General features: G+C 60.4%; 24 protein-coding genes. 16 read left to right on the top strand and 8 right to left on the bottom strand.

Translation table 11 applies throughout. The annotated features are described in order from the left end of the window. Positions 1-36: 36 nt before the first annotated feature. The gene (gene rnpA, locus ENJ19_01250; GenBank protein HHM04355.1) at positions 37-399 is read right to left on the bottom strand and encodes a ribonuclease P protein component; all 363 of its coding nucleotides are present in this window, start codon (positions 397-399) and stop codon (positions 37-39) included. A gap of 6 nt (positions 400-405) precedes the next feature. Continuing rightward, the gene (locus ENJ19_01245) at positions 406-540 is read right to left on the bottom strand and encodes a 50S ribosomal protein L34 (GenBank protein ID HHM04354.1); all 135 of its coding nucleotides are present in this window, start codon (positions 538-540) and stop codon (positions 406-408) included. Between the two features lie 246 nt (positions 541-786). Between ENJ19_01245 and dnaA the strand changes: the two genes are divergently transcribed. The 4 genes from dnaA to gyrB all read left to right on the top strand — a co-directional run bounded on the left by dnaA (position 787) and on the right by gyrB (position 7,051). Further along, positions 787-2,133 (top strand): chromosomal replication initiator protein DnaA, encoded by a 1,347-nt coding sequence (gene dnaA / locus ENJ19_01240; protein ID HHM04353.1) that lies wholly within the window; start codon positions 787-789, stop codon positions 2,131-2,133. A 205-nt stretch (positions 2,134-2,338) separates the two neighbouring features. Then, a complete protein-coding gene (gene dnaN / locus ENJ19_01235; GenBank protein HHM04352.1) occupies positions 2,339-3,445 on the top strand; it encodes a DNA polymerase III subunit beta in 1,107 nt (368 codons plus the stop codon). Between the two features lie 15 nt (positions 3,446-3,460). Next, positions 3,461-4,573 (top strand): DNA replication and repair protein RecF, encoded by a 1,113-nt coding sequence (gene recF / locus ENJ19_01230; GenBank protein HHM04351.1) that lies wholly within the window; start codon positions 3,461-3,463, stop codon positions 4,571-4,573. 57 nt (positions 4,574-4,630) lie between these two features. Continuing rightward, positions 4,631-7,051 (top strand): DNA topoisomerase (ATP-hydrolyzing) subunit B, encoded by a 2,421-nt coding sequence (gene gyrB, locus ENJ19_01225; GenBank protein HHM04350.1) that lies wholly within the window; start codon positions 4,631-4,633, stop codon positions 7,049-7,051. A 28-nt stretch (positions 7,052-7,079) separates the two neighbouring features. Here gyrB and glk read toward each other — a convergent pair whose 3' ends face one another. From glk to ENJ19_01195, 6 genes are all read right to left on the bottom strand, one after another. Then, positions 7,080-8,075 (bottom strand): glucokinase, encoded by a 996-nt coding sequence (gene glk, locus ENJ19_01220; protein HHM04349.1) that lies wholly within the window; start codon positions 8,073-8,075, stop codon positions 7,080-7,082. Beyond that, positions 8,072-8,824 (bottom strand): 6-phosphogluconolactonase, encoded by a 753-nt coding sequence (pgl, locus tag ENJ19_01215; protein ID HHM04348.1) that lies wholly within the window; start codon positions 8,822-8,824, stop codon positions 8,072-8,074. The genes glk and pgl overlap by 4 nt, the downstream gene beginning before the upstream one ends. Before the next feature lie 30 nt (positions 8,825-8,854). After that, positions 8,855-10,444 carry an HDOD domain-containing protein gene (locus ENJ19_01210; GenBank protein HHM04347.1) on the bottom strand — a complete coding sequence of 530 codons (1,590 nt, stop codon included), beginning with the start codon at positions 10,442-10,444 and terminating at the stop codon, positions 8,855-8,857. Positions 10,445-10,560: 116 nt separating this feature from the next. After that, positions 10,561-11,052 (bottom strand): type 3 dihydrofolate reductase, encoded by a 492-nt coding sequence (locus ENJ19_01205; GenBank protein ID HHM04346.1) that lies wholly within the window; start codon positions 11,050-11,052, stop codon positions 10,561-10,563. Further along, on the bottom strand, positions 11,049-11,843 hold the full coding sequence (locus ENJ19_01200; protein HHM04345.1) for a thymidylate synthase: 795 nt from the start codon (positions 11,841-11,843) through the stop codon (positions 11,049-11,051). Before ENJ19_01200 ends, ENJ19_01205 begins: the two co-directional genes overlap by 4 nt. A gap of 14 nt (positions 11,844-11,857) precedes the next feature. After that, positions 11,858-12,670 carry a prolipoprotein diacylglyceryl transferase gene (locus tag ENJ19_01195; GenBank protein ID HHM04344.1) on the bottom strand — a complete coding sequence of 271 codons (813 nt, stop codon included), beginning with the start codon at positions 12,668-12,670 and terminating at the stop codon, positions 11,858-11,860. Positions 12,671-13,367: 697 nt separating this feature from the next. Here ENJ19_01195 and ENJ19_01190 point away from each other — a divergent pair. From ENJ19_01190 to urtD, 12 genes are all read left to right on the top strand, one after another. Beyond that, entirely contained in the window at positions 13,368-14,186 is an 819-nt protein-coding gene (locus ENJ19_01190) for an urease accessory protein (protein ID HHM04343.1), read from the top strand. Between the two features lie 12 nt (positions 14,187-14,198). Further along, on the top strand, positions 14,199-14,501 hold the full coding sequence (gene ureA, locus ENJ19_01185; protein HHM04342.1) for an urease subunit gamma: 303 nt from the start codon (positions 14,199-14,201) through the stop codon (positions 14,499-14,501). A gap of 215 nt (positions 14,502-14,716) precedes the next feature. Next, entirely contained in the window at positions 14,717-15,034 is a 318-nt protein-coding gene (locus tag ENJ19_01180; protein HHM04341.1) for an urease subunit beta, read from the top strand. Beyond that, entirely contained in the window at positions 15,031-16,734 is a 1,704-nt protein-coding gene (gene ureC, locus ENJ19_01175) for an urease subunit alpha (GenBank protein HHM04340.1), read from the top strand. Before ENJ19_01180 ends, ureC begins: the two co-directional genes overlap by 4 nt. A gap of 63 nt (positions 16,735-16,797) precedes the next feature. After that, entirely contained in the window at positions 16,798-17,226 is a 429-nt protein-coding gene (ureE, locus tag ENJ19_01170) for an urease accessory protein UreE (GenBank protein ID HHM04339.1), read from the top strand. Then, positions 17,216-17,899: an urease accessory protein UreF gene (locus ENJ19_01165; protein ID HHM04338.1), complete on the top strand. Its 684-nt coding sequence runs from the start codon at positions 17,216-17,218 to the stop codon at positions 17,897-17,899. Before ureE ends, ENJ19_01165 begins: the two co-directional genes overlap by 11 nt. Positions 17,900-17,911: 12 nt before the next feature. Beyond that, the gene (gene ureG / locus ENJ19_01160; GenBank protein HHM04337.1) at positions 17,912-18,550 is read left to right on the top strand and encodes an urease accessory protein UreG; all 639 of its coding nucleotides are present in this window, start codon (positions 17,912-17,914) and stop codon (positions 18,548-18,550) included. A gap of 457 nt (positions 18,551-19,007) precedes the next feature. Further along, positions 19,008-20,138: a hypothetical protein gene (locus ENJ19_01155; protein ID HHM04336.1), complete on the top strand. Its 1,131-nt coding sequence runs from the start codon at positions 19,008-19,010 to the stop codon at positions 20,136-20,138. A 115-nt stretch (positions 20,139-20,253) separates the two neighbouring features. Then, positions 20,254-21,492 (top strand): urea ABC transporter substrate-binding protein, encoded by a 1,239-nt coding sequence (gene urtA, locus ENJ19_01150; GenBank protein ID HHM04335.1) that lies wholly within the window; start codon positions 20,254-20,256, stop codon positions 21,490-21,492. A gap of 201 nt (positions 21,493-21,693) precedes the next feature. Beyond that, a complete protein-coding gene (gene urtB / locus ENJ19_01145) occupies positions 21,694-23,286 on the top strand; it encodes an urea ABC transporter permease subunit UrtB (protein HHM04334.1) in 1,593 nt (530 codons plus the stop codon). 1 nt (position 23,287) lies between these two features. Next, a complete protein-coding gene (gene urtC / locus ENJ19_01140) occupies positions 23,288-24,403 on the top strand; it encodes an urea ABC transporter permease subunit UrtC (GenBank protein ID HHM04333.1) in 1,116 nt (371 codons plus the stop codon). Then, positions 24,400-25,242, top strand: coding sequence for an urea ABC transporter ATP-binding protein UrtD (urtD, locus tag ENJ19_01135; GenBank protein HHM04332.1), 843 nt, complete (start codon positions 24,400-24,402; stop codon positions 25,240-25,242). The genes urtC and urtD overlap by 4 nt, the downstream gene beginning before the upstream one ends. Position 25,243: the final 1 nt, after the last annotated feature.

The following is a 25,243-nucleotide window of genomic DNA, read 5'->3' as shown; positions in this document are numbered from 1 at the left end:
TCAGGGCGTAGCGGTAGGCGCGGATCAGATACAGGATCAGCATACGCATGAGCTGAGCTTTCGCCAATGCCGGCTGAGGGACGCAAAGAGCTCCTCATTGCTGCGGTGCAGGGCGTCGGATCGGCCTATTACCACGATGTCTAACCCACCCAAGGTATCTTGCTGAAGACGGAAGCTCTCACGAACCAGCCGCTTTAGCCGCTGCCGGTCGACCGATCGTCTGCCACAGCGCTTCGATACAACCAAGCCAAGGCGCGGATGGGGGAGTTGGTTGCGGAGGGCAAGAACGGTAAATCCCCCGTGGCTGTGGCGTTTCCCGTGGTTGAAAACACGCTGGTAGTCCTGTCGCTTGAGTAATCGATGGCTTTTGGGAAAACGCCAGCGCTCGCCGGTGACCAAGCTGGCTCAGGCGCTGAGCCGGACGCGGCCCTTGGCGCGCCTGTTTTTGATAATCATCCGACCCTTTGCTGTGCTCATGCGGGCGCGAAAGCCGTGGGTCCGCTTGCGACGTATCACGCTGGGCTGAAACGTTCTTTTCATGACATTTTCCGTAAACTTTACAGGGAATAGCGACGACCCAACCGTTACCGGAGTTGGCTCTTCGGCGAGCGGCGTAGGTTAGCCAGTTCGGTCTGCTGCTGTCAATAGAAAGTCCGTGGCCGGACGGTCGGCAGTGTGGATAAGTTGAATGAAGGGGTATAGACTCACTGCGCTCGCCAGGTCCGCTCCTGGGCCGCATTCTGTGACAGTATTTGTAACGTGGCAAACCGTGAAAGGGGCACCCGCTTGGAATCTTCTGTGTGGCAGAAGTGCATGGCCTGTCTGGAGGCCGAGTTGTCTCCGCAACAGTTCAATACCTGGATACGGCCCCTCCATGCGGTTGAGGAAGGCAGACGTTTGCGGCTGCTGGCGCCCAACCGGTTTGTGCTGGATTGGGTGAATGAGCGCTTTTTTGAGCAGATTTCCACCCTGGCCAAGCGCCACGGGAGTGATCAGGTGGAAACGGTTTGTCTGGAGATAGGCAGCCAGGATAAAACCACTGCCAGACCCAAAAAGCGGGAGAACAATGTGCCGGGTTTTCGGCGCCGGACTGATGACAGGCGCTCCGGCGTGGTCTCGAATCTCAAGCCGGACTTTACTTTTGAAAGTTTTGTGGAAGGCAAGTCCAACCAGCTGGCTCGCGCAGCCTCGATACAGGTGGGCGAGAATCCGGGCCTGGCCTACAACCCCTTGTTTATCTACGGGGGCGTCGGGCTGGGCAAGACCCATCTGATGCATGCGGTCGGCAACCTGATGGTCAAGAACAACCCCGATGCCCAGGTATTGTATCTCCACTCGGAACGCTTCGTGGCGGATATGGTCAAGGCGCTGCAGCACAATAAAATTGACGATTTCAAGCGTCTGTATCGCTCTGTGGATGCGCTGCTCATTGACGACATTCAGTTTTTTTCCGGCAAAGAGCGATCTCAGGAAGAATTCTTCCATACGTTCAATGCCTTGCTGGAGGGTCAGCAGCAGATCATCCTGACCTGTGACCGCTACCCAAAGGAAGTGGATGGGCTGGAGGAGCGCTTGAAATCACGTTTCGGTTGGGGCCTGACCGTGGCTATCGAACCGGCGGAATTGGAGACCCGGGTGGCCATTCTCATGAGCAAGGCGGCGCAGATGAATACCGACTTGACACCTGAGGTCGCATTTTTTGTCGCCAAGCGCATTCGGTCCAATATCCGGGAACTGGAAGGGGCATTGCGTCGGGTGGTCGCCAACGCCCGCTTCACCGGTCGGGCAATTACCCTGGATTTTGCCAAGGAAGCGCTCAAGGATTTATTGGCGTTGCAGGAGAAGCTGGTCACCATAGAGAATATTCAAAAGACCGTGGCCGAGTATTACAAAATACGCCTCGCGGACCTCCTGTCAAAGCGCCGCACGCGCTCCGTTGCCAGGCCGAGACAAATGGCCATGGCCCTGGCGAAAGAACTCACCAATCACAGCCTGCCGGAAATCGGTGATGCCTTTGGGGGGCGGGACCATACCACCGTACTGCACGCCTGCCGGAAAGTCGCTGAGCTGAAAGACGAAGACCACCGGTTCAGGGATGATTTCACCAACCTGTTGAGAATCCTGTCTGCATAGTGTGCCCAAGCTGTGGACAAAGTCAGGGGCCACGGTGGACAGCGCAGATATTCACAATCTGTCCACGGGCTCCACACGGTTTGCCGGGGCCGGTAATAACAGGATACTGTGTGTAGTAATAGATTGATTTTAATATCAAATACAGAGTTATTCACCCTTAACAGACGGGCTAACAGTAATAAATATTGTTTTTAGGTACAAAGTAATGAAGATAACCGTCAACCGAAATGTCATTTTGCCACCGTTGCAGATGTTGATTGGGGTGGTGGAACGACGCCAGACTTTGCCGATTTTGTCTAACGTATTAATTAAATTAGAAAAATCGCAAGCAATAGTGACCGCGACAGACCTTGAGGTGGAAATGGCTGTAACGGTGGGCGTCAGTGATGGTGATGGGGAGGAAGGCCGCTGTACCCTGCCGGCGAGGAAGTTCGTGGACATATGTCGGGCACTCGGGGACGAGGTAGTGCTTGATATGAATGTTGAAGGCGAGAAGTGTGTGATCAAAGCGGGCCGGAGTCGCTTTAAGCTGGCGACGCTTCCGGCTGATGAATTTCCCAACGTCGGTGCGGTTGAGGGAAGTTTGCTTTTTTCTGCTGAAGAGACGGCGTTGGCATCGCTGTTCAGTGCAACACAGTTCGCCATGGCGCAGCAGGACGTGAGGTACTACCTCAATGGGATGTTGTTGGATTTGTATCCCGGGGAAGTGCGGGCAGTTGCAACAGATGGCCACCGATTGGCGGTGGCCAAACGGGAGCTTCAGGTTGAAATACCGGATAATCAACAGTTTATAGTTCCACGCAAGGCGGTGATGGAGTTGACGCGTTTGCTGGTGAGGGAAAATTCAAAAGTCGCGGTGTACCGGTCGGACAAGCATCTGAGGCTCCAGACCAGCGATTGGGTATTTACCACCAAACTTGTTGATGGCCGGTTTCCCGAATATCAGCGGGTGATACCGGAAGGAGCGGATAAATTGGTCTTGATAGACAGAGAGGCACTGCGGCAGGCACTGGTGCGCGTGTCAATATTGACCAATGAGAAATACAAAAGCGTCCGGATTGTGGCAGAGCGGGGCGTGATGAGAATCCAGGCCAACAATCCGGAGCAGGAAGAGGCGGTGGAGGATGTACCCGCCAGTTATGACAGCGAAGCTGTGGAAATTGGTTTTAATGTCAGTTACCTGTTGGACGTGTTGTCGACGGTGAAGACGGACAATGTCGAGATTCGCCTGTCTGATCCCAGTAGTTGTTGCTTGATTGCCGGCGAAGGTGATGATACGTGTCAGTACGTGATCATGCCGATGCGATTGTAGAGTGATGATGATAATCTGACAGCGTCCGTGGCGCGTTTCAAGTATGTGCGTCTGTTGGGTTTCAGAAACATTTCTGAAGCCGAGTTTTTTCCTCATCCTCATGTCAATGTACTGATCGGGCCCAATGGCGCGGGTAAGACTAACGTCCTGGAGGCGCTTTATTTTCTTTCCCGCGGGGACTCGTTTCGGTGCCATCGACCGGGCCCGTTGGTTGCGCACGGGTCGCCGTCCTTCAGTGTTTTTGGGAAACTGGATGAACCCAGGTCCGTTGGGGTGGGTTTTGGAGCCGGAAAACGGTTGGCGCGTGTCAACGGTAATCCGGTGGAAAAGCGTTCGATGCTGGCGTCCGCCTTGCCGGTTTTTTATTTTGGTCCTGACGCATGTGACTACGTGGACGACGGGCCGGGGGTACGCCGTCGCTTTCTTGATTGGGGCCTGTTTCACGTGGAACAGGATTACGCCAGTGTGTGGCAACAGTATCGTAAGGCGTTGCAGCAAAGAAATGCCTTATTGCGGAACAACGTTTCCAGCACTGCGGACTATGATGTGTGGAACAGCGCCCTGGCGGAGTTTGGCAGGCGAATTGAACTGTGGCAACGTCGGTATGTGGGCGAGCTGATACCCCATGTGACGGCATTCCTCGAAGTGTTGGGAATTCCTCACAGTGTGACGATGGATTACTTTCCAGGGTGGAGGGGGGACGAGGGACTGGAGCAACTGTTAAGCAACTCAGTGGGACGGGACCTCAGGGCAGGTTTTACCCGGGCCGGAGTTCATGTTTGTGACTTGATTATTCTTGCGGATGGCCGGCCGGCGGCCGCTATGCTGTCGCGCGGTCAGCGGAAAAACGTGAATATCGCTTTGTGGCTGGCACGCGCCCGGTTGCAAGCGGCGCACCGTGGCGTTGATCCAGTGTTGCTCGTGGATGATCTGCGCTCGGAACTGGATAGGGAGCAGTTTGGCCGGGTGCTGGAGCTGATCATAGCTGAAGATGCGCAGTGTTTTTTTACGGATACAGACCGGGATTCGTGGTGTGGGCCGCGTGGCCGGGCCGGAGCGCTGTTTCACGTGAAACAAGGGAAGATCACTCACCACCAGTGCCACGACAAACTTCCTGTAACAGATTGAGTCAATTTGTAAAACTCCAAACGTGCTATACTCCCGCGCTTGTCCAAGGAGTTTTTCATGACCGCACAGCCGGATACCTACGATTCCTCAAACATCAAAGTACTGCGGGGCCTTGATGCCGTCCGCAAGCGACCCGGAATGTATATCGGGGATACCGATGACGGCACCGGTTTGCATCACATGGTCTTTGAAGTGGTTGACAATGCCATCGACGAGGCCCTAGCTGGCTATTGTTCGGAAATCCAGGTGACCATCCACAACGACGGCGCGGTCACCGTGGCCGACGACGGGCGCGGAATACCCGTGGACATTCATCCTGAAGAAGGCCGTTCCGCCGCTGAAGTTATCATGACAGTACTTCATGCCGGCGGAAAATTTGACAGCGATTCCTATAAAGTATCCGGTGGCCTCCATGGCGTGGGGGTGTCCGTGGTCAATGCGCTTTCCGATACCCTGGCACTCACCATCCACCGTAACGGGAAAACCTACAAGCAGGAATACCGCCTCGGCGAGCCCCTTGCGCCCCTTCGGGAGACAGGCTCCACAGACAAAACAGGTACTGAAATCCGCTTCAAGCCGAGCGCACTGATTTTCAGCGACACCGAATACCATTACGACATTCTGGCGAAGCGCTTGCGGGAACTGTCATTCCTCAACCCGGGGATATGCATTCGCCTCAATGACGAGCGGTCTGAAAAACACGATATATTTCAATACGAAGGCGGTATCAAAGCCTTTGTGGAGCATCTCAATAAAAATAAAAACCCTATTCACCCCACGGTCATCTATTTCTCGGCAGAGCGCGAGGGGCTGGTCGTCCAGGTCGCCATGCAGTGGATCGATGCCTATCAGGAAACGCTGTTTTGTTTCACCAATAATATTCCTCAGAAAGACGGTGGCACCCATCTCGCCGGGTTTCGCAGCGCCCTGACGCGCACGCTCAATCAATACATTGAGCGCGAGGGACTGGCAAAGAAGGCCAAGGTCAATACCACTGGAGATGATGCCCGCGAGGGCCTGACCGCCGTGTTGTCCGTCAAGGTTCCCGATCCGAAGTTTTCTTCCCAGACCAAAGACAAACTGGTGTCCTCCGAAGTCAAACCCATCGTAGAGTCTGTGGTGGCCGAGCGTCTGAACGATTTTTTGATGGAAAATCCCACGGAAGCAAAAGCCGTGGTGGGAAAAATCATTGATGCGGCACGGGCCAGGGAAGCCGCGCGCAAGGCCAGGGAAATGACACGTCGCAAAGGCGTGTTAGACGTCGCGGGTCTGCCAGGAAAGCTGGCCGACTGCCAGGAAAAGGATCCCGGTGCTTCGGAATTGTTCCTGGTTGAGGGCGACTCCGCGGGCGGCTCCGCCAAACAGGGTCGCGATCGCCGCTATCAGGCTATCCTGCCTTTGCGCGGCAAGATCCTGAATGTGGAAAAAGCCCGGTTTGACAAGATGTTATCGTCAAACGAGATTGCCACCCTGGTAACCGCTTTGGGCTGCGGTATTGGCCGCGAAGAGTACAATCCGGACCGGCTGCGCTATCATCGCATCATCATTATGACCGATGCCGATGTAGATGGCTCCCATATCCGTACTCTGCTGCTAACCTTTTTCTACCGCCAGATGCCGGAGCTGGTGGAACGAGGCCATCTCTACATCGCTCAACCTCCTTTGTACAAACTGAAAAAAGGGAAGCAAGAGCGCTACGCGAAGGACGACGCCGAACTCAATGCCTATCTGCTGGACAATGCCCTGCACAAGGCCAAGCTGCATGTCTCCGAAGACGCACCTGCCATGCGGGACGAGGCGGTGGGTGAGCTGGCGCGCCAATACATCGCCGTTGACGCCATGATCAGGCGCCTTTCCCGGCGCTTTCCCCTGGCCGTACTCAAAGCAATGCTGCATCTGCCCCGCCTGAGTTTTGCGGCCTGCGCTGATTCAGTGCTTGTGCAACAGTGGCTGGCTGCTCTCAACCAGGCGATGGCCAGAGACGGTCGCGACGGACCGACCTACACTCTGACTGTTACGCACAGTGGTGGCACTGACCGTTGTGACATCAAGGCTGAAGAACATCACCACGGCGTGACCCAGGTTTACGACATACCCGCTGAGTTTTTCAATTCCGCGGAATACGCGCAAATCGCCGATCTGGCGCAGCGCCTGGACGGGCTGTTGGGTGATGACGCATATGTGGAAAAAAACACTAAAAAACAACATGTTGAAAAGTTCGAAGACGCCTTGGACTGGCTCATGAACGAAGCAAAACGAGGCCAGGACATCCAGCGTTACAAAGGTTTGGGCGAGATGAATCCAGACCAGCTGTGGGAAACCACCATGGATCCGGCCACCCGCCGCCTGTTGCGGGTGAACATCGAAGATGCCGTTGCCGCCGATGAGATATTCACCACCTTAATGGGCGATCAAGTGGAACCGCGCCGGGATTTCATTGAGCAAAACGCCCTGTCGGTGATTCATCTGGACGTATAAGACGCCCCACCTCCGGTTCCGGTGGAACTCAGCGCAGGGCGGCCAATGCGGCGCCTTTCAAGCCCACTTCCGTGTCCATAACGATATCCACGGGCATGGCTGCTGTGAGTGGCTGCATGCGTCCTTTGTCGTGAAAAGCCGCCAAAAACGGCCCCTGCCGCAATTCATCCACCAATTTGGGCGCAATGCCCCCGGCAAGGTAGACACCGCCGAAGGGCAACGTCACCAGCGCCAGCTCCCCCGCGACTGTGCCGTACAAGCGTACAAACAGAGCCACCGCCTGCGATGCGTTGGGGTCGCGGCCGGCACGGGCCGCTGCCGCAATAGCGGCGCCCGGATCTTCCGCCCCGCTGAGCAGTGGCGGACAATCCGGATTACCAGGGGTGTTGCGCTGCCAGAAGTAGCGATAAATGTTGACCAGCCCGGTGCCCGATACCAGGCGCTCCCACGACACCCTGCCGAAACGATCACGCAGCTGAGCCTGCAGCGCAGTTTCCTCCTCGCTGCGCGGCGAAAACGCCAGATGCCCCCCCTCGGACGGCAGTACTTCGAGGCCGCTGTCCAGGCGGAGCACTTGTGCAACTCCCAGCCCCGTGCCCGCCCCCACCACCAAAGCGGGTGCATCGGGCCGCCGGACGCCGGATTGCAAGGACACCAAATCCGTGGGATTCAGCGCGCTGACACCCAAACCCACCGCATAAAAGTCATTGACCAGCCGCACCGCCACGGTGTCACCCAGCTGCCGGGCCAGCGACTGTGACTCCAGCGTCCAGGGCAGATTCGTCACCCGCGCTGTCTGGTTTTGACTGTCAACGGGACCGGCCACGGCGAAACAGGCGGCGTCAATTCCTTGGAGGACATGCTTTGGCTGCCGTGCCAAAAAGCTGTCCAGCAGCGCCTCAAAGCGGTCAAAATCCCTACTGGAAAAACGCACCACCTCGCCGAAGACGGGCACGCCGGCGCGGTACTCCACCACTTGAAGCAGCGTTTTGGTACCGCCGATGTCGCCGGCCAGAACCTTCACGAGATCAGTTCTTTGGGCAACAGCGCCGCCGCCTCCGCGTCAACGTACCACTCAAATTCGCCCCGGGGGTTAATGAGCTGAACAGGATAAGGCGGGGTGGCGACCGCGGTAAACACATCCCGCAGAATATCTGCCTTGCCTCTCCCACTCACCATCAGGAGCACGTGCCGCGCTTCTTCGATCACTGGCAGGGTCAGCGTGATGCGCCAGGTTTTAAGCTGCTCCACCCAGACGGCCTCCACCAGACGGGCCCGCTCGTGCAGCACTGGTGTGCCGGGGAACAGGGAGGCCACGTGCCCGTCGTTGCCCAGGCCCAGCAGGACGAGGTCGAACTGCACAATGCCCCTGGCCGAAAGGGGTAGTTTGGCTGTCAGTGCCGTCGCATAGCGGGTCGCGGCCTCATTGGGGTCCGCCGCCTCTCCTTCCATGCGGAAGATATTGGAGGATGGAACAGGAATATGGTCAAACAGCGTTTCGCGCGCCATGCGGTAATTACTGTCGGGGTGATCCGGCGGAACGTTGCGCTCATCACCGAAATAGAACCACACTTTGTTCCAATCCACCTCGCGGGCGTAACGCGCCTCCCGCAGTGCCGAATACAGAGCCCGCGGCGTGGAACCGCCCGAGAGCGCAACGAAAAAGCCATTCCGGGCCGCGACTGCCTCGCGCGCCAGCTCCACCCAACGCGCCGCCACGGCCTGGGCGAGGGCGTCCAAATCCGGGTTCACATGCAGCTGTCCTACCATCATCGCTGTACTCCGGGAATGTTTCGGGGAAACTCAGTGGCAAACCCGCAACGCCAGGCGGGCTTGTTCAACAAATTGCAGCGCGGCGGCGTAAATCTCCGGTGAAACAGCGCGGGCCCTGTCGTCGCAGTCCGCATAGAAGAATCCTACGGGTTTCTTGTCGAAGTGCAACGCCGCCAGAACAAAACCCTGCCCCGGTGCGAGCGTGGCGAACTCCGGCGGCAGCAGCTGGCGCCAGCCTCCGTCGCGCTGCGGGTCAAACAAATACTCCCCGCCTTTGATGAGCACCTGGGAAAACAGGTCACTGTGGCCGTTAATGGGGCGGCTCAAGGCCGCTTTCAAGGGCTCCGTCCCTTCCCCCACGGCGAGCCTCGCCGCGTAACGGCTGCGGTCGGGGCTCACCAGGCAAAGCACAACGCGGTCACAGCCCGCTCCGTCGCGCATGGCCTCCATCACCTTTACAAAAACGGCATTGAGACGCGCCTCACTGGTGATCAGGCGCGTGATGTCCTGCATGTAGCGTAGTTGCAGTGAAGCGTCACCGCCAGGCCCGGCCGGGGTGGCCGTATCCTGGAAGCTCGGGGTGGATGGCGCCGCTGCTGGTGCCCTGGCGTGGACGAAAAAAGCCAGGCGCCGCGCCCAGCGCGCCACCGCAGGATCCTGGCCGTCGTGCAGCGCCGGTGTGAGCGAGCGGGGGTTCAGGCCGTATTCGCCGGAAAGATTGCAGGCCATTTCGAAAGAATCCTCCAAGGCGGTGGCAATGGTGTCTCTCGTCAGCCCGGTCGCGGTGGCCATGGTCTCCAGCAGTTCTTGGATACTGCTCCCGTTGTCACTGCTGCCGGTTGCGGCGTACAAACCGCTCACCGCCTGATTGGCACAACACGCCAGAGCGTGTTGTAACCCCGCCGCGGACCGCAGGACCCCTTTGACCTTCGGAGGCACCCCTCCCATGCTGTCGACCACAGTGGCGGGAAACTCCCACCCGGCGGCAATGTCCTGGGAGATGGCATCAAAACCGGTGCCCAGCACCTGTTTGGCCGCCTGGCACGGCGAAAGACCGTCCCTGGTTTGCAGTGCCTGGATGCTCAGGTAAGCCTCCGGCAGGCAATACGCCACCGCCGCCTCCCCCAGGTTATACAGCAAGGCGCACACATAAGCTTGCTCCACATCCCTGACACCGGCTTTGAAACCCACCTGGCGGACGAAATTGGCGGCAATGAAGGCCCGCACCAGAAGCCGGTTCATGTCGATGGCGGGATGTTGATTCTGAAATGTCTCGATGAGCTTTAGGGTCAGGGTGAGGGTGTTGACCGTCTCGAAACCCAGCAATACCACGGCGCGGGAGATGGCGGTGACGCTGCCTGCACCACGGTTGTAGTAGGCAGAGTTGGCCAGGCGCAGCAACTTGGTGCTCATATGCGCGTCGTTCATCACCGCCTGGGCCACTTCCATGGCATTGCTGGCCGGGTCCCCGCTCACCTTTCGCACCCGGTTCATGGTGGTGCTGAAGATAGGCAAATCCCCCAGACGCTCCATGGCCGCGCGCAACTGCGCCATGGTCGCCTCGTGTGTGGGGCCCGGAGGCGTGTTCTTTTCCGTTGATTTTTCAGCCGTTTCCTGCATTCCCTAGGTCCTGGGGCGGGTGCCGTGGGCGAGCGCTGCGCTGCCTATGGGGTTGTCGGTAAGCGGGCTGACTCACTTGACCCCGAACCGCCCCGGTTGCGGAAAAGCCGCCCTGCTCAGCGGACTCGGGTGAGGATGAGAAAACTGTAGCTCCAGGGATTGTCGTCGTCCGCCTCGTGATCGGCGTGGAAAATTTCCCGCCAGTCTTGCGCGCGGTACTCGGGAAAAAAGGCATCGCCATCGAAACGGCCATGTACCAAGGTCAGGTAGAGGCGCTGTGCCCGCGGCAACAGCTGCCGGTAGAAGGAGGCGCCGCCGATCACCATGACCTCCCCGCTGCTGCCAGCGGCACCGAGTGCCTTCTCGATGTCGGGCGCGACAAGCACCCCCTCGGGGTGAAACGCCGGGTCACGGGAGACCACAATATTGCACCGCCCGGGCAGCGGTCTGCCGATAGACTCAAAGGTCTTGCGTCCCATCAGTACCGGCTTGCCAAGGGTGTGCCGGCGAAACCACGCCATGTCCGCGGGCAAATGCCAGGGCAGCCGGTTCTCCAGGCCGATTACACGGTTTTCCCCCATGGCCGCGATCAAGGCGATGTGGCTCATACCGCCACCGGCGCCTTGATGGCGGGATGCGCCCGGTAGTCCTCAAGGGTGAAGTCGTCGTAGCGAAACTCAAAAATAGACGTGACTGCGGGGTTCAACCTCATGGTGGGCAGTGGGCGCGGCTGTCGCTTCAATTGCTGCCGGGCCTGCTCCAGGTGATTGCTGTACAGATGGGCATCTCCCAGGGTATGAACGAACTCGCCGGGTTTAAGCCCGGTGACCTGGGCCATCATTTGCGTCAGCAGGGCATAAGACGCGATATTGAAGGGCACGCCCAGGAAGATATCCGCACTGCGCTGGTAGAGCTGGCAGGACAGGCGGCCCGCAGCGACGTAAAACTGAAACAGTGTATGACAGGGGGGCAGCGCCATGCGCTCCACTTCGGCCACATTCCAGGCGCTGACTAGCAGCCGGCGGGAGTCCGGTTCGGTTTTGATGGCCTGCTCCACCTGGGCGATCTGGTCGATGTGGCCGCCGTCCGGCCGCGGCCAGGAGCGCCACTGATGGCCGTACACCGGGCCCAGCTCCCCGTTTTCGTCGGCCCACTCATCCCAGATTGTAACCCCGTTATCGTGCAGATATTTGACGTTGGTGTCGCCGCGCAAAAACCACAGCAGCTCGTGAATGATGGAACGCACATGCAGCTTTTTGGTGGTCAGCAACGGAAAGCCTGCGCCAAGATCAAAGCGCATTTGATAACCAAACACGCTGCGGGTACCGGTGCCGGTACGGTCGTGTTTTTCCACACCGTGGTCCAGCACGTGGCGCATCAGATTCAGGTATTGCCGCATGGGACTGAGTGAATTTATGAACGTGGTCCGGAAACGGGCGCCGACCTTGCCCCGGCGCGGCAAGCCCGGCCCAACAACGCCGCCCCGGCCACAATCAACGGCGTGGACAAGACCTGTCCCATGGTGAGCCAGCCGAAAGCAAGATAGCCCAGCTGGGCGTCGGGTACGCGCACGAATTCCACCGCGAAACGAAAGACGCCGTAGCCCAGCAAAAACAAGCCGGATACCGCCCCCGCCGGTCTGGGTTTGCTCGAATACCACCACAGCAGCGCAAACAATACCGCCCCTTCGAGAAACGCTTCGTACAACATGGACGGGTGCCGGGGCAGCGGGCCGCCGGTGGGAAACACCATGGCCCAGGGCGCATCCGAGACCTTGCCCCACAGCTCGCCGTTGATGAAATTGCCGATGCGTCCGCAGCCCAGGCCGATGGGGGCCAGTGGCGCCATGAAGTCGGTCACCCCCAGGAAGGGCTTGCCCTGCTTGCGGCCGAACAGCCACATGGCCACAATGACGCCGAGCAGACCGCCGTGGAAAGACATGCCCCCTTCCCACACCTTTAACATGCGCAGGGGGTTTTCCAGATAGCTGTCGAAATCGTAAAAAAGAATGTATCCGACCCGTCCCCCCAGTACCGCCCCCAGCGCGCCGTAGAAAATGAGATCGCCGACCTGCTGGTCGTTCCAGCCGGAGCCCGGCCGCGCAGCCCGGCGCCGGCCCAGCCACCACGCCGCCGCGAAACCGGCGAGGTACATCAAACCGTACCAATGGACTTTTACAGGGCCCAGATGGATGGCCACCGGGTCGATATCGGGGTACGTCAGCATGGCTGCAAGTATACCCTCAAGTCGGCCGCACGCGGCAGAAAAAAGCTTTCAAACAAACAGTTTCAGAAATGGCCGGGTGCGCAGGGTGGCCCTGTTCCAGGATGTGCAGGCGAGGGTCCGGATGAGGGCTGGTTTTCACCACCGTTGCCGCCAGCCGCTCGGCCCGCAAAGGGTAGGAGCAGGAACAGAGGACCCCAGCAGGCCGTCCCTGGCCGGCAACTGCATAGCCGCCCGCTTGTGAAGCGCTGGTAGGCGGCAGTGATCCCGATGGCCGCATCGCCGGTTTTGCCTGGCCCCAGCTCAGCGGGACCGCCGCGGCCTTGAGTGGCGACAGCAGCCGCGGGTTTTGAGCTTCCCCCGGAAACGGGCCTGGGCCTGACCGCGGGCGATGCGGATGGTTTTTCATTGTTGCGCACCCATCTGAGGGCTTGCATTGAATTACATTCCGGATTCACTCATATTGAGTGCTCATCATAATGCGGCGGCATGTCCGTTCGCAGACAACAACACCGGCCGTGGCTCTGATATTTCCCTCTGTCAGGGGGGGGAGGGTAGAACTTTGGTTTCAGCACAAGGTTCGAGCGTCTGCCCCCATCCCGACCTGGTCTCTGGGGGGCAGAGGGGAAGGCGCCTGAGTAGCTGCCACTAGCCTTCCGATCTGTTGGGAACGATGAGCAAAGCATTGGAAACAACCCGCATGCCTGGTTGGCGTGCCCATCTGGTTTTGGGTTTCGCCGAGCGGCGGGGAAAAACCCTTCCCGTTCGCCGCAGCCATCAGGGTCCCCTGCGGGTCCAGCGTCCGTTCTATCCCGAATCCGACGGCAGCTGCCACATGTACCTGCTGCATCCTCCGGGCGGGGTGGTGGGCGGGGACCGCCTGGACGTGCATGTGAGTATGGCAAGTGGCAGCGCCGTGCTGACCACGCCGGCGGCCAATAAGTTCTACCGCAGCGAGGGCGTGTTGGCGGAGCAGGCCCAGCATCTGACCGTGGGTGGCGGCGCCGCGCTGGAGTGGCTGCCCCAGGAGACCATCGTCTTCTCCGGTGCCGCAGTCCGTGCACAAACCCGTGTGGACCTGGGCACGGGCGCCCGCTTCATAGGCTGGGACGTTACCTGCCTGGGCCGGCCCGGCGCCGGGGAGCGTTTCGACCGCGGGTGCTACACCCAGCGCTGGGACATCCGGCGGGCGGGGCGGGTGCTGTGGTGGGAGCGGGGGGAATACCCCGGCGGCGGCGCTTCGCTGTCCGCCCCCTGGGGCTTGCAAGCGCAGCCGGTGTTCGGCACGCTGGTGGCGGTACACAAGGATCCGGCTTTGATTTCCGCCCTGCGCGATGCCCTACCGTGTTCCGGCAACGGCGGGCGCTTTGTTGTGAGCCAGTTGGATGAAGTGTTACTTTGTCGCTATCTCGGTCCCCATGCGGCGGAGGCCATGGCGCGGTTCGCCACCGCCTGGGAGATTTTGCGGCCGGCCGTGTTGGGGAAAGCGGCGTGCCGGCCGCGGATTTGGGCAACTTGAAAGGGAGGAGGAATGGAGCTTTCGCCTAAAGAAAAAGATAAGTTGCTGGTCTTCACCGCGGCCTTGCTGGCGGAGCGCCGCAAGGCCCGCGGCCTGAAGTTGAATTATCCGGAAGCCGTTGCCTTGATTTCCGCCGCCGTGATGGAAGGCGCGCGGGACGGCAAAACCGTGGCCGAACTCATGAGCGAGGGCGCAGGCTTGCTCTCACGCGACGACGTGATGGAGGGCGTTGCGGAAATGGTGCCCGAAGTGCAGGTAGAAGCCACATTTCCCGACGGGACCAAGCTGGTCACTATTCATCACCCCATTCAATAACACGAAAACAAGTATCTCTGAATCTGAGAAGCCACATTTCGTAGTGTGTTTTTTTTGCTTCTCCCCTGTGCAGGCTTTGAGAGCATTCAATGCGGCGCCGGCGCGTTTCGGTGCCGTGTGCTTGGGCTGCTGCACAAGAGGCACCAACAAAAGGTGCGGGAGGCACATCACCGCGCCGGCACCGTCAGTGCGAACACCAACTACAAGGAGGCGTCATGATTCCCGGACAAATTGTGACACGCAGCGGCGAAATCAAGTTAAACGCAGGCCGCGATACGCTACGTCTGACAGTCACCAACACCGGCGACAGGCCGGTGCAAGTGGGTTCCCATTATCACTTCTTTGAAACCAACGAAGCACTGGATTTTGATCGGGAGGCATCGTGGGGGAAACGCTTGAACATTCCCGCCGGCACTGCCGTGCGCTTCGAGCCCGGCCAGCGCCGCGAGGTGGAACTGGTGGGTTACGCCGGCGAGCGGCGGGTGTACGGCTTTCAGGGCCGGGTCATGGGAAACTTGGGGGATAAAAAATGAGCCGCATCAGCCGCGAGGCGTATGCCGAGATGTATGGCCCCACGGTGGGCGACCGGGTGCGCCTGGGTGATACCGCGCTGTGGTTGCAAGTGGAGGAGGACCGCACCGTTTATGGCGAAGAAGTGAAGTTCGGTGGCGGCAAGGTCATCCGCGACGGCATGGGCCAGAGCCAGCGCAGTGCCGCTGAGGTGGTGGACACGGTCATTACCAACGCCTTGATACTCGATCACTGGGGCGTGGTCAAAGCGGACATCGGGTTGAAAGACGGCCGCATTGCCGCCATCGGCAAGGCGGGCAATCCCGATGTGCAGCCGGGGGTGGACATGGTTATCGGTCCTGGCACAGAAGCCATCGCCGGCGAGGGACTGATCGCCACCGCCGGGGCCATCGACGCCCATATTCACTTCATCTGCCCTCAGCAGGTGGAAGAGGCGCTGATGTCCGGCATCACCACCATGATTGGCGGCGGCACCGGCCCGGCGGCGGGCACCAACGCCACCACCTGCACTCCCGGTCCCTGGTATATCCAGAAAATGTACCAGGCGGTGGATGATTTGCCCATGAACTTCGGTTTTCTCGGCAAGGGCAACGCCAGCCTGCCCGGGGCCTTGGAAGAACAAATTGCCGCCGGCGCCATGGGGCTGAAACTGCACGAAGACTGGGGCACCACCCCCGCCGCCATCGACAACTGCCTGAGCGTGGCGGACAGGATGGACGTGCAAGTGGCCATTCACACTGACACCCTGAACGAATCCGGTTTCGTGGAAAACACCCTGGCCGCCTTCAAAGGCCGCGCCATCCACACCTATCACACCGAAGGCGCCGGGGGCGGTCATGCGCCGGACATCATCAAAGCCTGTGGCGAGGCCAATGTACTGCCCTCCAGCACCAACCCTACCCGGCCCTACACGGTGAACACGGTGGACGAGCATTTGGACATGCTCATGGTATGCCATCATCTGGATCCGGGCATCCCCGAAGACGTGGCCTTTGCCGAAAGCCGCATCCGGCGTGAGACCATCGCCGCCGAAGATATCCTGCACGACCTGGGCGCCTTCAGCATGATCGCCTCCGACTCCCAGGCCATGGGCCGGGTGGGGGAAGTCATTTGCCGCACCTGGCAGACGGCACACAAAATGAAGGTGCAGCGCGGCAGCCTGGCGGAAGACACGGCCGAGCACGACAACTTCCGCGCCAGGCGTTACGTGGCCAAGTACACCATCAACCCTGCCATCACCCACGGCATTGCCCACGAGGTGGGCTCCATCGAGGCGGGCAAGCTGGCGGATATCGTATTGTGGAAGCCTGCCTTCTTCGGCGCCAAACCGGCGATGATCATCAAAGGGGGCATGATTGCCGCCGTGCCCATGGGCGATCCCAACGCATCGATTCCCACGCCCCAGCCCGTGCACTACCGCCACATGTTCGGTGCCCTGGGGCGGGCCGTGGCCCAGACCAGCGTGAGCTTTGTCTCACAAGCGGCCCTGGCGGCGGATGTGAAAACGCGTTATGGCCTGGGCAAAAACGTGTTGGCGGTCAAAGACACGCGCAGCGTGCGCAAGCAGGATCTCATTCATAACTGCTGTCAGCCCAGGATGGAAGTGGATTCGCAGACCTATCAGGTGCGGGCCGACGGGGAATTGCTGGTATGCGAGCCGCTGGCGGAACTGCCCCTGGCGCAACGTTATTTCTTGTTTTAGCCTTGGCCATCCAACTGCCACGTCCCCCCTTTGAAAAGGGGGCTGGGGGGATCAGAACCACCCATGCTGGACATCACCGAACGTCTCGCTGAACCGCAACCCGCCCGGGCCACCCTGACCTTGCCTTTTGAATTGCGTCAAAAAAGCCGCCTGAGATGCCGTTTGGACGACGGCCGGGAGGTGGGCCTGTTATTACCGCGTGGCACGGTGTTGCGCAGCGACGATTGTTTGCGCGCGAGCAACGGCGAGGTGGTGTTGGTGCAGGCGGCGGCCGAAGAGGTGTCCACCGCGCGGGCCGGTTCCCACCGCCTTTTGCTGCGCGCCGCCTATCATCTGGGCAACCGCCACGTGCCCGTGCAACTGGGGGAAGGCTTTGTGCGATATCTTGGCGACCACGTGCTGGACCGGATGCTGCGGGAGATGGGTTTGCAGGTGGGACGGGAACAGGCGCCCTTCGAGCCGGAAAGCGGGGCGTACCGCCATGAGCATTGAGCAGGCCTCGCCCGCCCTGCTGCGCCTGTTGCAACTCACCAGCCCGGCGCTGCCCACCGGCGCCTATGCCTATTCCCAGGGCCTGGAGTATGCCGTTCACGCCGGCTGGCTGCGTCATGAAGACGCGGTGAGCGGCTGGCTGGGCGGCATCCTGGCACAGGGTCTGGCGCGGCTGGACGTGCCCCTGCTGGCCCGTTTATACCGGAGCTGGGAGGCGGACGACGGCGCGGCCGCCTTGCGCTGGAGCCGCCATGCCCTGGCGGCGCGGGAGGCGGCGGAGTTGCAGGCGGAAGACCGTCATCTGGGTCAGGCGCTGGCCCGCTTGCTGGACGACCTGGGGCTGGTCCAGGCCGGGCCGTGGCGTTACGAGCGGGATGCTTCGCTTGTGGCACTGTTCGCCTTGGCGGCGGTGCAATGGCGCATCCCGTTGTCCCAAGCCGCCACCGGCTATGTATGGTCCTGGCTGGAAAACCAGGTGGCGGCGGCGGTCAGGCTGGTGCCCCTGGGTCAGACCGCGGGGCAGCGGATATTGAGCGCATTGATACGCAACAGTGTGGCCGCCGTGGAGCAGGGCCTGGCGTTGACGGACGAAGACGTGGGCACGGCCCTGCCCGGCCTGGGGCTTGCCGCCACCCTGCACGAGAGCCAGTATTCGCGCTTGTTCAGGTCGTGAGAGGACAACATCGTGTCACAGAACAAACCGGTATTGCGGGTGGGCGTCGGTGGCCCCGTGGGTTCAGGCAAGACCGCCCTGGTGGAGGCCTTGTGCAAAGCTCTGCGCGAGCGCTACCAGATCGCGGTGGTGACCAACGACATTTACACCCGGGAAGACGCCGAGTTTCTGACCCGCGCCGGGGCGCTGGCGCCGGAGCGCATCATGGGGGTGGAAACGGGGGGCTGTCCGCACACGGCCATCCGCGAAGACGCCTCCATGAATCTGGCGGCGGTGGACGAACTCAACCGCCGCTTCCCCGAGCTGGATCTCGTGTTGGTGGAAAGCGGCGGCGACAATCTGAGCGCCACTTTCAGTCCGGAGTTGTCCGATTTGACGGTTTATGTGATTGATGTGGCCGCCGGTGACAAGATCCCCCGCAAGGGGGGGCCGGGCATCACCAAATCCGATCTGCTGGTGATCAACAAAACCGATCTGGCGCCCCACGTGGGCGCATCACTGCGCGTCATGGCGGACGACGCCCGTGCAATGCGTGGCGATAAGCCTTTTTTGTTTACTAACCTCAAAGCCGGTGAGGGCGTGGCAAAGGTCGCGGGGTTTATCGAGCATCAGGGCATGCTCGGCGCCGACGCCCCATTATCTGCACGGTAGTGGTGCGATTCGATCAGGTGGGCCACGGACAGGCTGTCGAAACCGGTGCAATCCTTGACGTATCGCCGTTTCATTCAGGCCCGGCTGCGCCCGAATTGAGCGGTGGTGGTTAGCATCAACATGTCAGTGCGATAGGCTTGAGCCCAGGCAAGTCCCCGCCTGCAAGATCTCCCAAAGAAACCATGCCGAGGTCAAGAGCTGTGCACCAGTTTGGGCTGACCTGTCTTCGATTTGCACCAAAACAGTGAGCCCCGCCCTCTCCCGTGTCAGAGCGCACATGAGTTCTGAAACGTAAACGATTGTAAAGCTATTCCTTTCAGTTTCTGGCATCGCCCTTGCTTTGCCTCCCGTGTCTCACCAAGGGCATTTCAACGCCCTGCCGCCCTTTCGCCAGAAAAGGTTCGTCGGCAACTGACCCGGTCTTAACGGCCAACAATAAGTTAAGGGAGAACTTAAAATGGGCAATTCTTATCGCAAGCGATCGCTTCCCGCGCTGTTCACCTGCCTCAGCCTGGGGGCATGGGGCCTGGCACCGCAAGTCGCCACGGCCGGCGCCACCCTCAAAATCGACGATGTAAAATCGTTCAGCGTCGGCGCCGGCATACGCGCCAGTTTCACCGCAGAAGATGACGCCGCTCCCAGCGGCTCCGATCCGTCCAAAGACTTTGCCGCCGGCAATATGCGGCTCTACACTGGCGGCCGGGTGCACGAAAACATTTCATTGACCTTCAACACGGAAATCGACAGCGGCAACGACAGTGCCGTGCGGGTGCTGGACGCCATCGTCCAGTTCAATTTCACCGACGCCTTCAATGTCTGGCTGGGCCGTTTCCTGCCGCCCAGCGACCGGTCCAATCTCGATGGTCCCTACTACCTGAACGCCTGGGATTTCCCCATGGTGCAGGCCTATCCGGCCATCTTTGCCGGCCGGGATGACGGCGCTGCGGTGTGGGGCCAGGTGGGTGGTGGCATGTTCAAGTATCAGGCCGGTTTTTTTGAAGGCCGGGACGGCGCCGGCACGTCCAACGACGAAGACAACTTGTTGTTCGCCGGCCGGGTGGTATTGAATTTTTGGGATCCTGAACCCGGCTACTACAACAGCAGCACCTACTACGGCAGCAAGGACATCCTGGCCGTGGGGCTGACCTACATGAACCAGGCCGACGGCGCCGGCACACCGACTGCCAAGGGTGACTTTACCGGCTGGAACATTGATTTCCTCTTTGAGAAGAAATTCGGCAGCGCCGGCACCGGCACGTTTGAGGCGGCCTACTACGACTATGACCTGGGTGACGTGGCCGATGCCAGCCTCACCCAGGGCAGCAGTTATCTGATACTCGCCAGCTATTTGCTGCCCGTGAAAACCGGCATCGGCCAGTTGCAGCCCCTGCTGCGCTATCAAAACTTCGACCGCGACAGCACCAACGCCGCCGGCAAGACCGGCGAGGCGACCACCACTGATGTGGGGCTGAACTACATCATCGACGGCCACAACGCCCGGGTCAGCATCGTCTATTCCAATACCGATCCGGGACCGGGAGCGAGCGATGTCAACAGCTTCAAAATCGGCGTGCAGTTGCAAATCTGAACGAGAGGGTGAACGAGCAATGAGAACCATGCAGAAAATGACCTTACCCAGACACACTCAGCAACCCTTGGCCCGCTTGCGTCTCGGCGCCCTGGGGCTGGTGGTGGCCTTGTCCATGGTGGCGACGGAGATCGCCAAGGCGGCGGATACCATCAAGGTGGGCGTGTTGCATTCCTTGTCCGGCACCATGGCCATCAGCGAAACCACTCTGAAGGACACCATGTTGATGCTCATCGACGAGCAGAACAAAAAAGGCGGTCTGCTGGGCAAGAAGCTGGAGCCGGTGGTGGTGGACCCGGCCTCCAACTGGCCCTTGTTCGCGGAAAAAGCCCGCGAGCTGTTGGCCAAGGACAAGGTGGCAGCGGTGTTCGGCTGCTGGACCTCGGTGTCCCGCAAATCGGTGCTGCCGGTGTTTGAGGAGCTGAACGGCATCTTGTTTTACCCGGTGCAATACGAAGGGGAGGAGTCGTCCCGCAATGTGTTCTACACCGGTGCGGCGCCCAATCAGCAGGCCATTCCGGCGGTGGACTACCTGATGAACGACATCGGCGTGAAACGCTGGGTGCTGGCGGGCACTGACTATGTCTACCCCCGCACCACCAACAAGATCCTCGAAGCCTATCTCAAGGCCAAGGGAGTGAAAGATGAAGACATCATGATCAACTACACCCCCTTCGGTCATTCCGACTGGCAGAGCATCGTGGCCGACATCAAGAAGTTCGGCTCGGCCGGCAAGAAGACCGCCGTGGTATCCACCATCAACGGTGATGCCAACGTGCCCTTCTACAAGGAACTGGGCAACCAGGGCATCTCCGCCGAGGATATCCCCGTGGTCGCGTTCTCCGTCGGTGAGGAAGAACTCTCCGGTCTGGATACCGGTCCGTTGGTGGGGCACCTGGCGGCGTGGAACTACTTCATGAGCGTGGATTCCGAGGCCAATGAATCCTTCATCGACACTTGGCACAAGTTCATCAAAAACGAAGACCGCGTCACCAACGATCCCATGGAAGCCCATTACATCGGCTTCAATATGTGGGTGAAAGCGGTGGAAAAAGCAGGCACCACCGACCCCGATGCGGTGATCGACGCCATGATCGGGGTCAAAACGCCCAACCTCACCGGCGGCGTGGCAGAAATGTTGCCCAATCATCACATCACCAAGCCGGTGCTGATCGGCGAGATTCAGGATGACGGCCAGTTTGAAGTGGTGTGGGAGACGCCGGATCTGGTGCCCGGTGACGCCTGGTCCGACTATCTGCCCGGCAGCAAAGACATCATTGCCGACTGGCGCCCCCCCATCAGCTGCGGCAATTACAACACCAAAACCAAGAAATGCTCGGGGCAGAACTTCTGACCCAAGCCTAATCTCAGGGTGTGGGCTCCGGCCCACACCCCCTTCGTCTCCGGTATTGTTCCCCAAAGCCCTGCGACAGCCGATCAGGACTGAACAGCCTTGCCTGGTGCAGTAACTCTCGACACAATAAAAGCCATGTATCCTCTCCTGTCTGCGACTTCCCGCCTCCACCGCGTTCTTTGGCTGGCCACACTGCTGGTGATGTTCGCCGTGTTCCCCTTGCCTGCCGCCCATGGCGATGCAACGGCTTTTGCAGATGCCGTAAACAGCCTGGTCAAGGGTAAATTCAAAGACAAGGAACGGGCGGTTTCGGCCATTGAGGCCTCGGGGGATGAGCGCAGCCTGGCGGTATTGAAGGCGCTGCTGGCCGGTGATCTTTACTACCGCAAATCAGACCGGCAGGTGGTCTATCGCGAGAAGACGGACAAGGGCTATCACCTCACCGGCGTTCTCAGCAACGAGGACCTGGGGGTGGTCAAACGTCGCGCCGCCAAAAAAATCGGAATCAACAACAAACTGCGCGGGGTGCTGCGCGGGGCCATCGCCCGCCTCAGCCTGACCCACCCTGACCCCGCCCGCCGCCTGGCGGCGGCGCGGGAAATGCTGGGTTCTGTGGATGCCGCCTCCGCCCCCTTGCTGCGGGATGCCCTGGCCCGGGAAGGCGACGGGGCCATCGCCGGGATGCTGAAGCTGGGCCTGGCCCTGGTGGACAGCCACAGCCCGGACGCCGCCACGCGCCTGGGTGCCATCGCCGTGTTGGGCGAGAGCCTGGAGCCGGCGGCGCGCAACCGCCTGCAAGCGTTGCTGCAACCCGCGCCGGACGGTGCGTTTGCCGAGCCCGATGCCCGGGTGCGCAAGGCAGCCGCCAGGGCCCTGTCCCGCATCCAGGAACGATTGGAATTTTATGAATTTCTGGAGACGGTGTTTTTCGGCCTGAGCCTGGGATCGGTGTTGCTGCTGGCCGCCATCGGCCTGGCCATCACTTTCGGCGTCATGGGCGTCATCAACATGGCCCACGGTGAACTCATCATGCTGGGCGCTTACACCACTTACGTGGTGCAGCTCATGATGCCTGATCACATCGAGTATTCCTTGTGGGTGGCCATTCCCGCCGCCTTTCTCGTGGCGGGCCTGGTGGGCGTGCTCATCGAGCGGGGGGTGATCCGTTTTCTCTACGGCCGGCCGCTGGAGACCCTGCTCGCCACCTTCGGCATCAGCCTGATCCTGCAGCAACTGGTGCGCACCATTTTCTCGCCCCTCAACCGTTCCGTGGCCACCCCCGAATGGCTGAGCGGTTCCTGGGCAATCAACAGCGCCCTGTCGCTCACTTACAACCGGCTCTACATCATCATCTTCGCCCTGCTGGTGTTCGCGCTGCTGTTTCTCATTTTAAAGCGCACCCGCCTGGGCCTGTATGTGCGGGCCGTGTCCCAAAACCGCGCCATGGCCAAAGCCGTGGGGGTACGTTCGGAGTGGGTGGACGCGCTCACCTTTGGCCTGGGTTCGGGCATCGCCGGGGTGGCCGGGGTGGCCTTGTCGCAACTGACCAACGTCGGTCCCAACCTGGGCCAGGCCTACATCATCGACTCCTTCATGGTGGTGGTGTTCGGCGGTGTGGGCAATCTGTGGGGCACGCTGGTGGGGGCCATGTCTTTGGGGGTGGCCAACAAATTCCTGGAGCCCTGGGCCGGCGCGGTATTGGCCAAGATACTGATCCTGGTGCTCATCATCCTGTTTATCCAGAAACGGCCGCGGGGCTTGTTCCCGCAACAAGGGCGGGCGGTGGAGAGCTGAGATGAAACCGGGCCCGATACTCTCCCTGCTGGCCGGGGACCGCGGCGGCCAGGTCTTTTTGGGGCTGTTGTTAGTGGTGGCGGTGACCGTGCCACTGTTCAACTTGGTGGCGCCGGAAAACTCCCCCTGGCACGTCTCCACCTATACCGTCACCCTGCTGGGCAAATACCTGAGCTACGCCTTGCTCGCCATCGCTTTGGATCTGGTTTGGGGCTACTGCGGTATTTTGAGCCTGGGTCACGGCGCCTTCTTCGCCCTCGGCGGTTATGCCATGGGCATGTACCTCATGCGCCAGATCGGCGGGCGTGGCGTCTACGGCGACCCGCTGCTGCCCGATTTCATGGTGTTTTTGAACTGGAAAGAGCTGCCCTGGTACTGGCACGGCTTCGACATGTTCTGGTTCGCCCTGATCATGGTAATGCTGGTGCCGGGCCTGCTGGCCTTTGTGTTCGGCTGGCTGGCCTTCCGCTCGCGGGTCACCGGCGTTTATCTGTCCATCATGACTCAGGCGCTGACTTACGCCTTGATGCTGGCTTTTTTCCGCAACGAAATGGGTTTCGGCGGCAACAACGGTCTTACCGATTTCAAAGACATTTTGGGCTTTAATCTGCAGGCGGACGGCACGCGCATCGCCTTGTTTCTGGCCACGGCCATCGCATTGGCGGGGGGCTATCTGGCCGCCCGCGCCATCGTGCGCTCCAAGCTGGGCCGGGTGGTGACGGCCATCCGCGACGGCGAAGACCGCACGCGCTTTTTGGGTTACCGGGTGGAGCACTTCAAGCTGTGGGTGTTCGTGTTCTCCGCGGTACTGGCGGGGATCGCCGGGGCACTGTACGTGCCCCAGGTGGGCATTATCAATCCGGGGGAATTCTCGCCACTCAACTCCATCGAACTGGCCGTGTGGGTGGCCGTGGGCGGGCGCGGCACCTTGTACGGGGCGGTGGCCGGCGCCTTGCTCGTGAATTTTGCCAAAACCTATTTCACCGCGGCGCTGCCCGAGGTCTGGTTGTTTGCCCTGGGCGCTTTGTTCGTGGTGGTCACATTGTTCCTGCCCCGCGGGGTGGTGGGTCTGTTGCGCTGGCGCCGCAAGCACAAGACCAGGGAGGCGGCGCCGTGAAGCAGCTGGACCGCCTGCGCGACACTTGGCGCCGCGACCGCGTCTTCGGCTGGGTGGCGGGGCGCGGCCACGGGGTGCGGCGCGGCCAGTTGGATCTGTCCCACGGCACCATCTTGTATGTGGAGGGCGTGACCGTCAGCTTCGACGGCTTCAAGGCCCTGGACGGTTTGAATCTTTATATCGACGAGGGTGAACTGCGTTGCATCATCGGCCCCAACGGCGCCGGCAAAACCACCATGATGGATGTGATCACCGGCAAACTGCGCCCGAACTCCGGTCAGGCGTACTTCGGCCAGAGCCTGAACCTGACCGGGATGAGCGAATACGAAATCGCCGCTGCCGGCATCGGCCGCAAATTCCAAAAGCCCACCGTGTTTCCCGAACACACAGTGTTTGAAAATCTGGAGCTGGCGCTGGCGGCGGACAAAAGCGTCTGGGCCACCCTGCGTGCCCGTCTCGCGCCGTCGCAACGGGAACGCATCGACGAACTGCTGGAGACCATCGCCCTCAGCACCGAGCGCGACCGCCCTGCCGGCCGTCTGTCCCATGGCCAGAAACAATGGCTGGAGATCGGCATGCTGCTGGCGCAGGATCCCAAATTGCTGTTATTGGACGAGCCGGTGGCCGGGATGACCTTTCAGGAAACAGAGCGCACCGCCGAGTTGTTTGCCCAACTGGCGGGTCGGCATTCCCTCATTGTGGTGGAGCACGACATGGAATTTGTACGCACCATAGCCCGCACTGTCACCGTATTGCACCAGGGCCGGGTTTTGGCGGAAGGGTCCATGGAGCAGGTGCAAAGCGATCCCAAGGTGATCGAAGTCTATTTGGGCGCCTGAC

The organism is Gammaproteobacteria bacterium (genome assembly GCA_011375345.1).
Taxonomy (GTDB): Bacteria; Pseudomonadota; Gammaproteobacteria; order DRLM01; family DRLM01; genus DRLM01.
The sequence above is the reverse complement of the archived record's forward strand: the minus strand, read 5'-3'. Positions and strand labels throughout refer to the sequence as shown.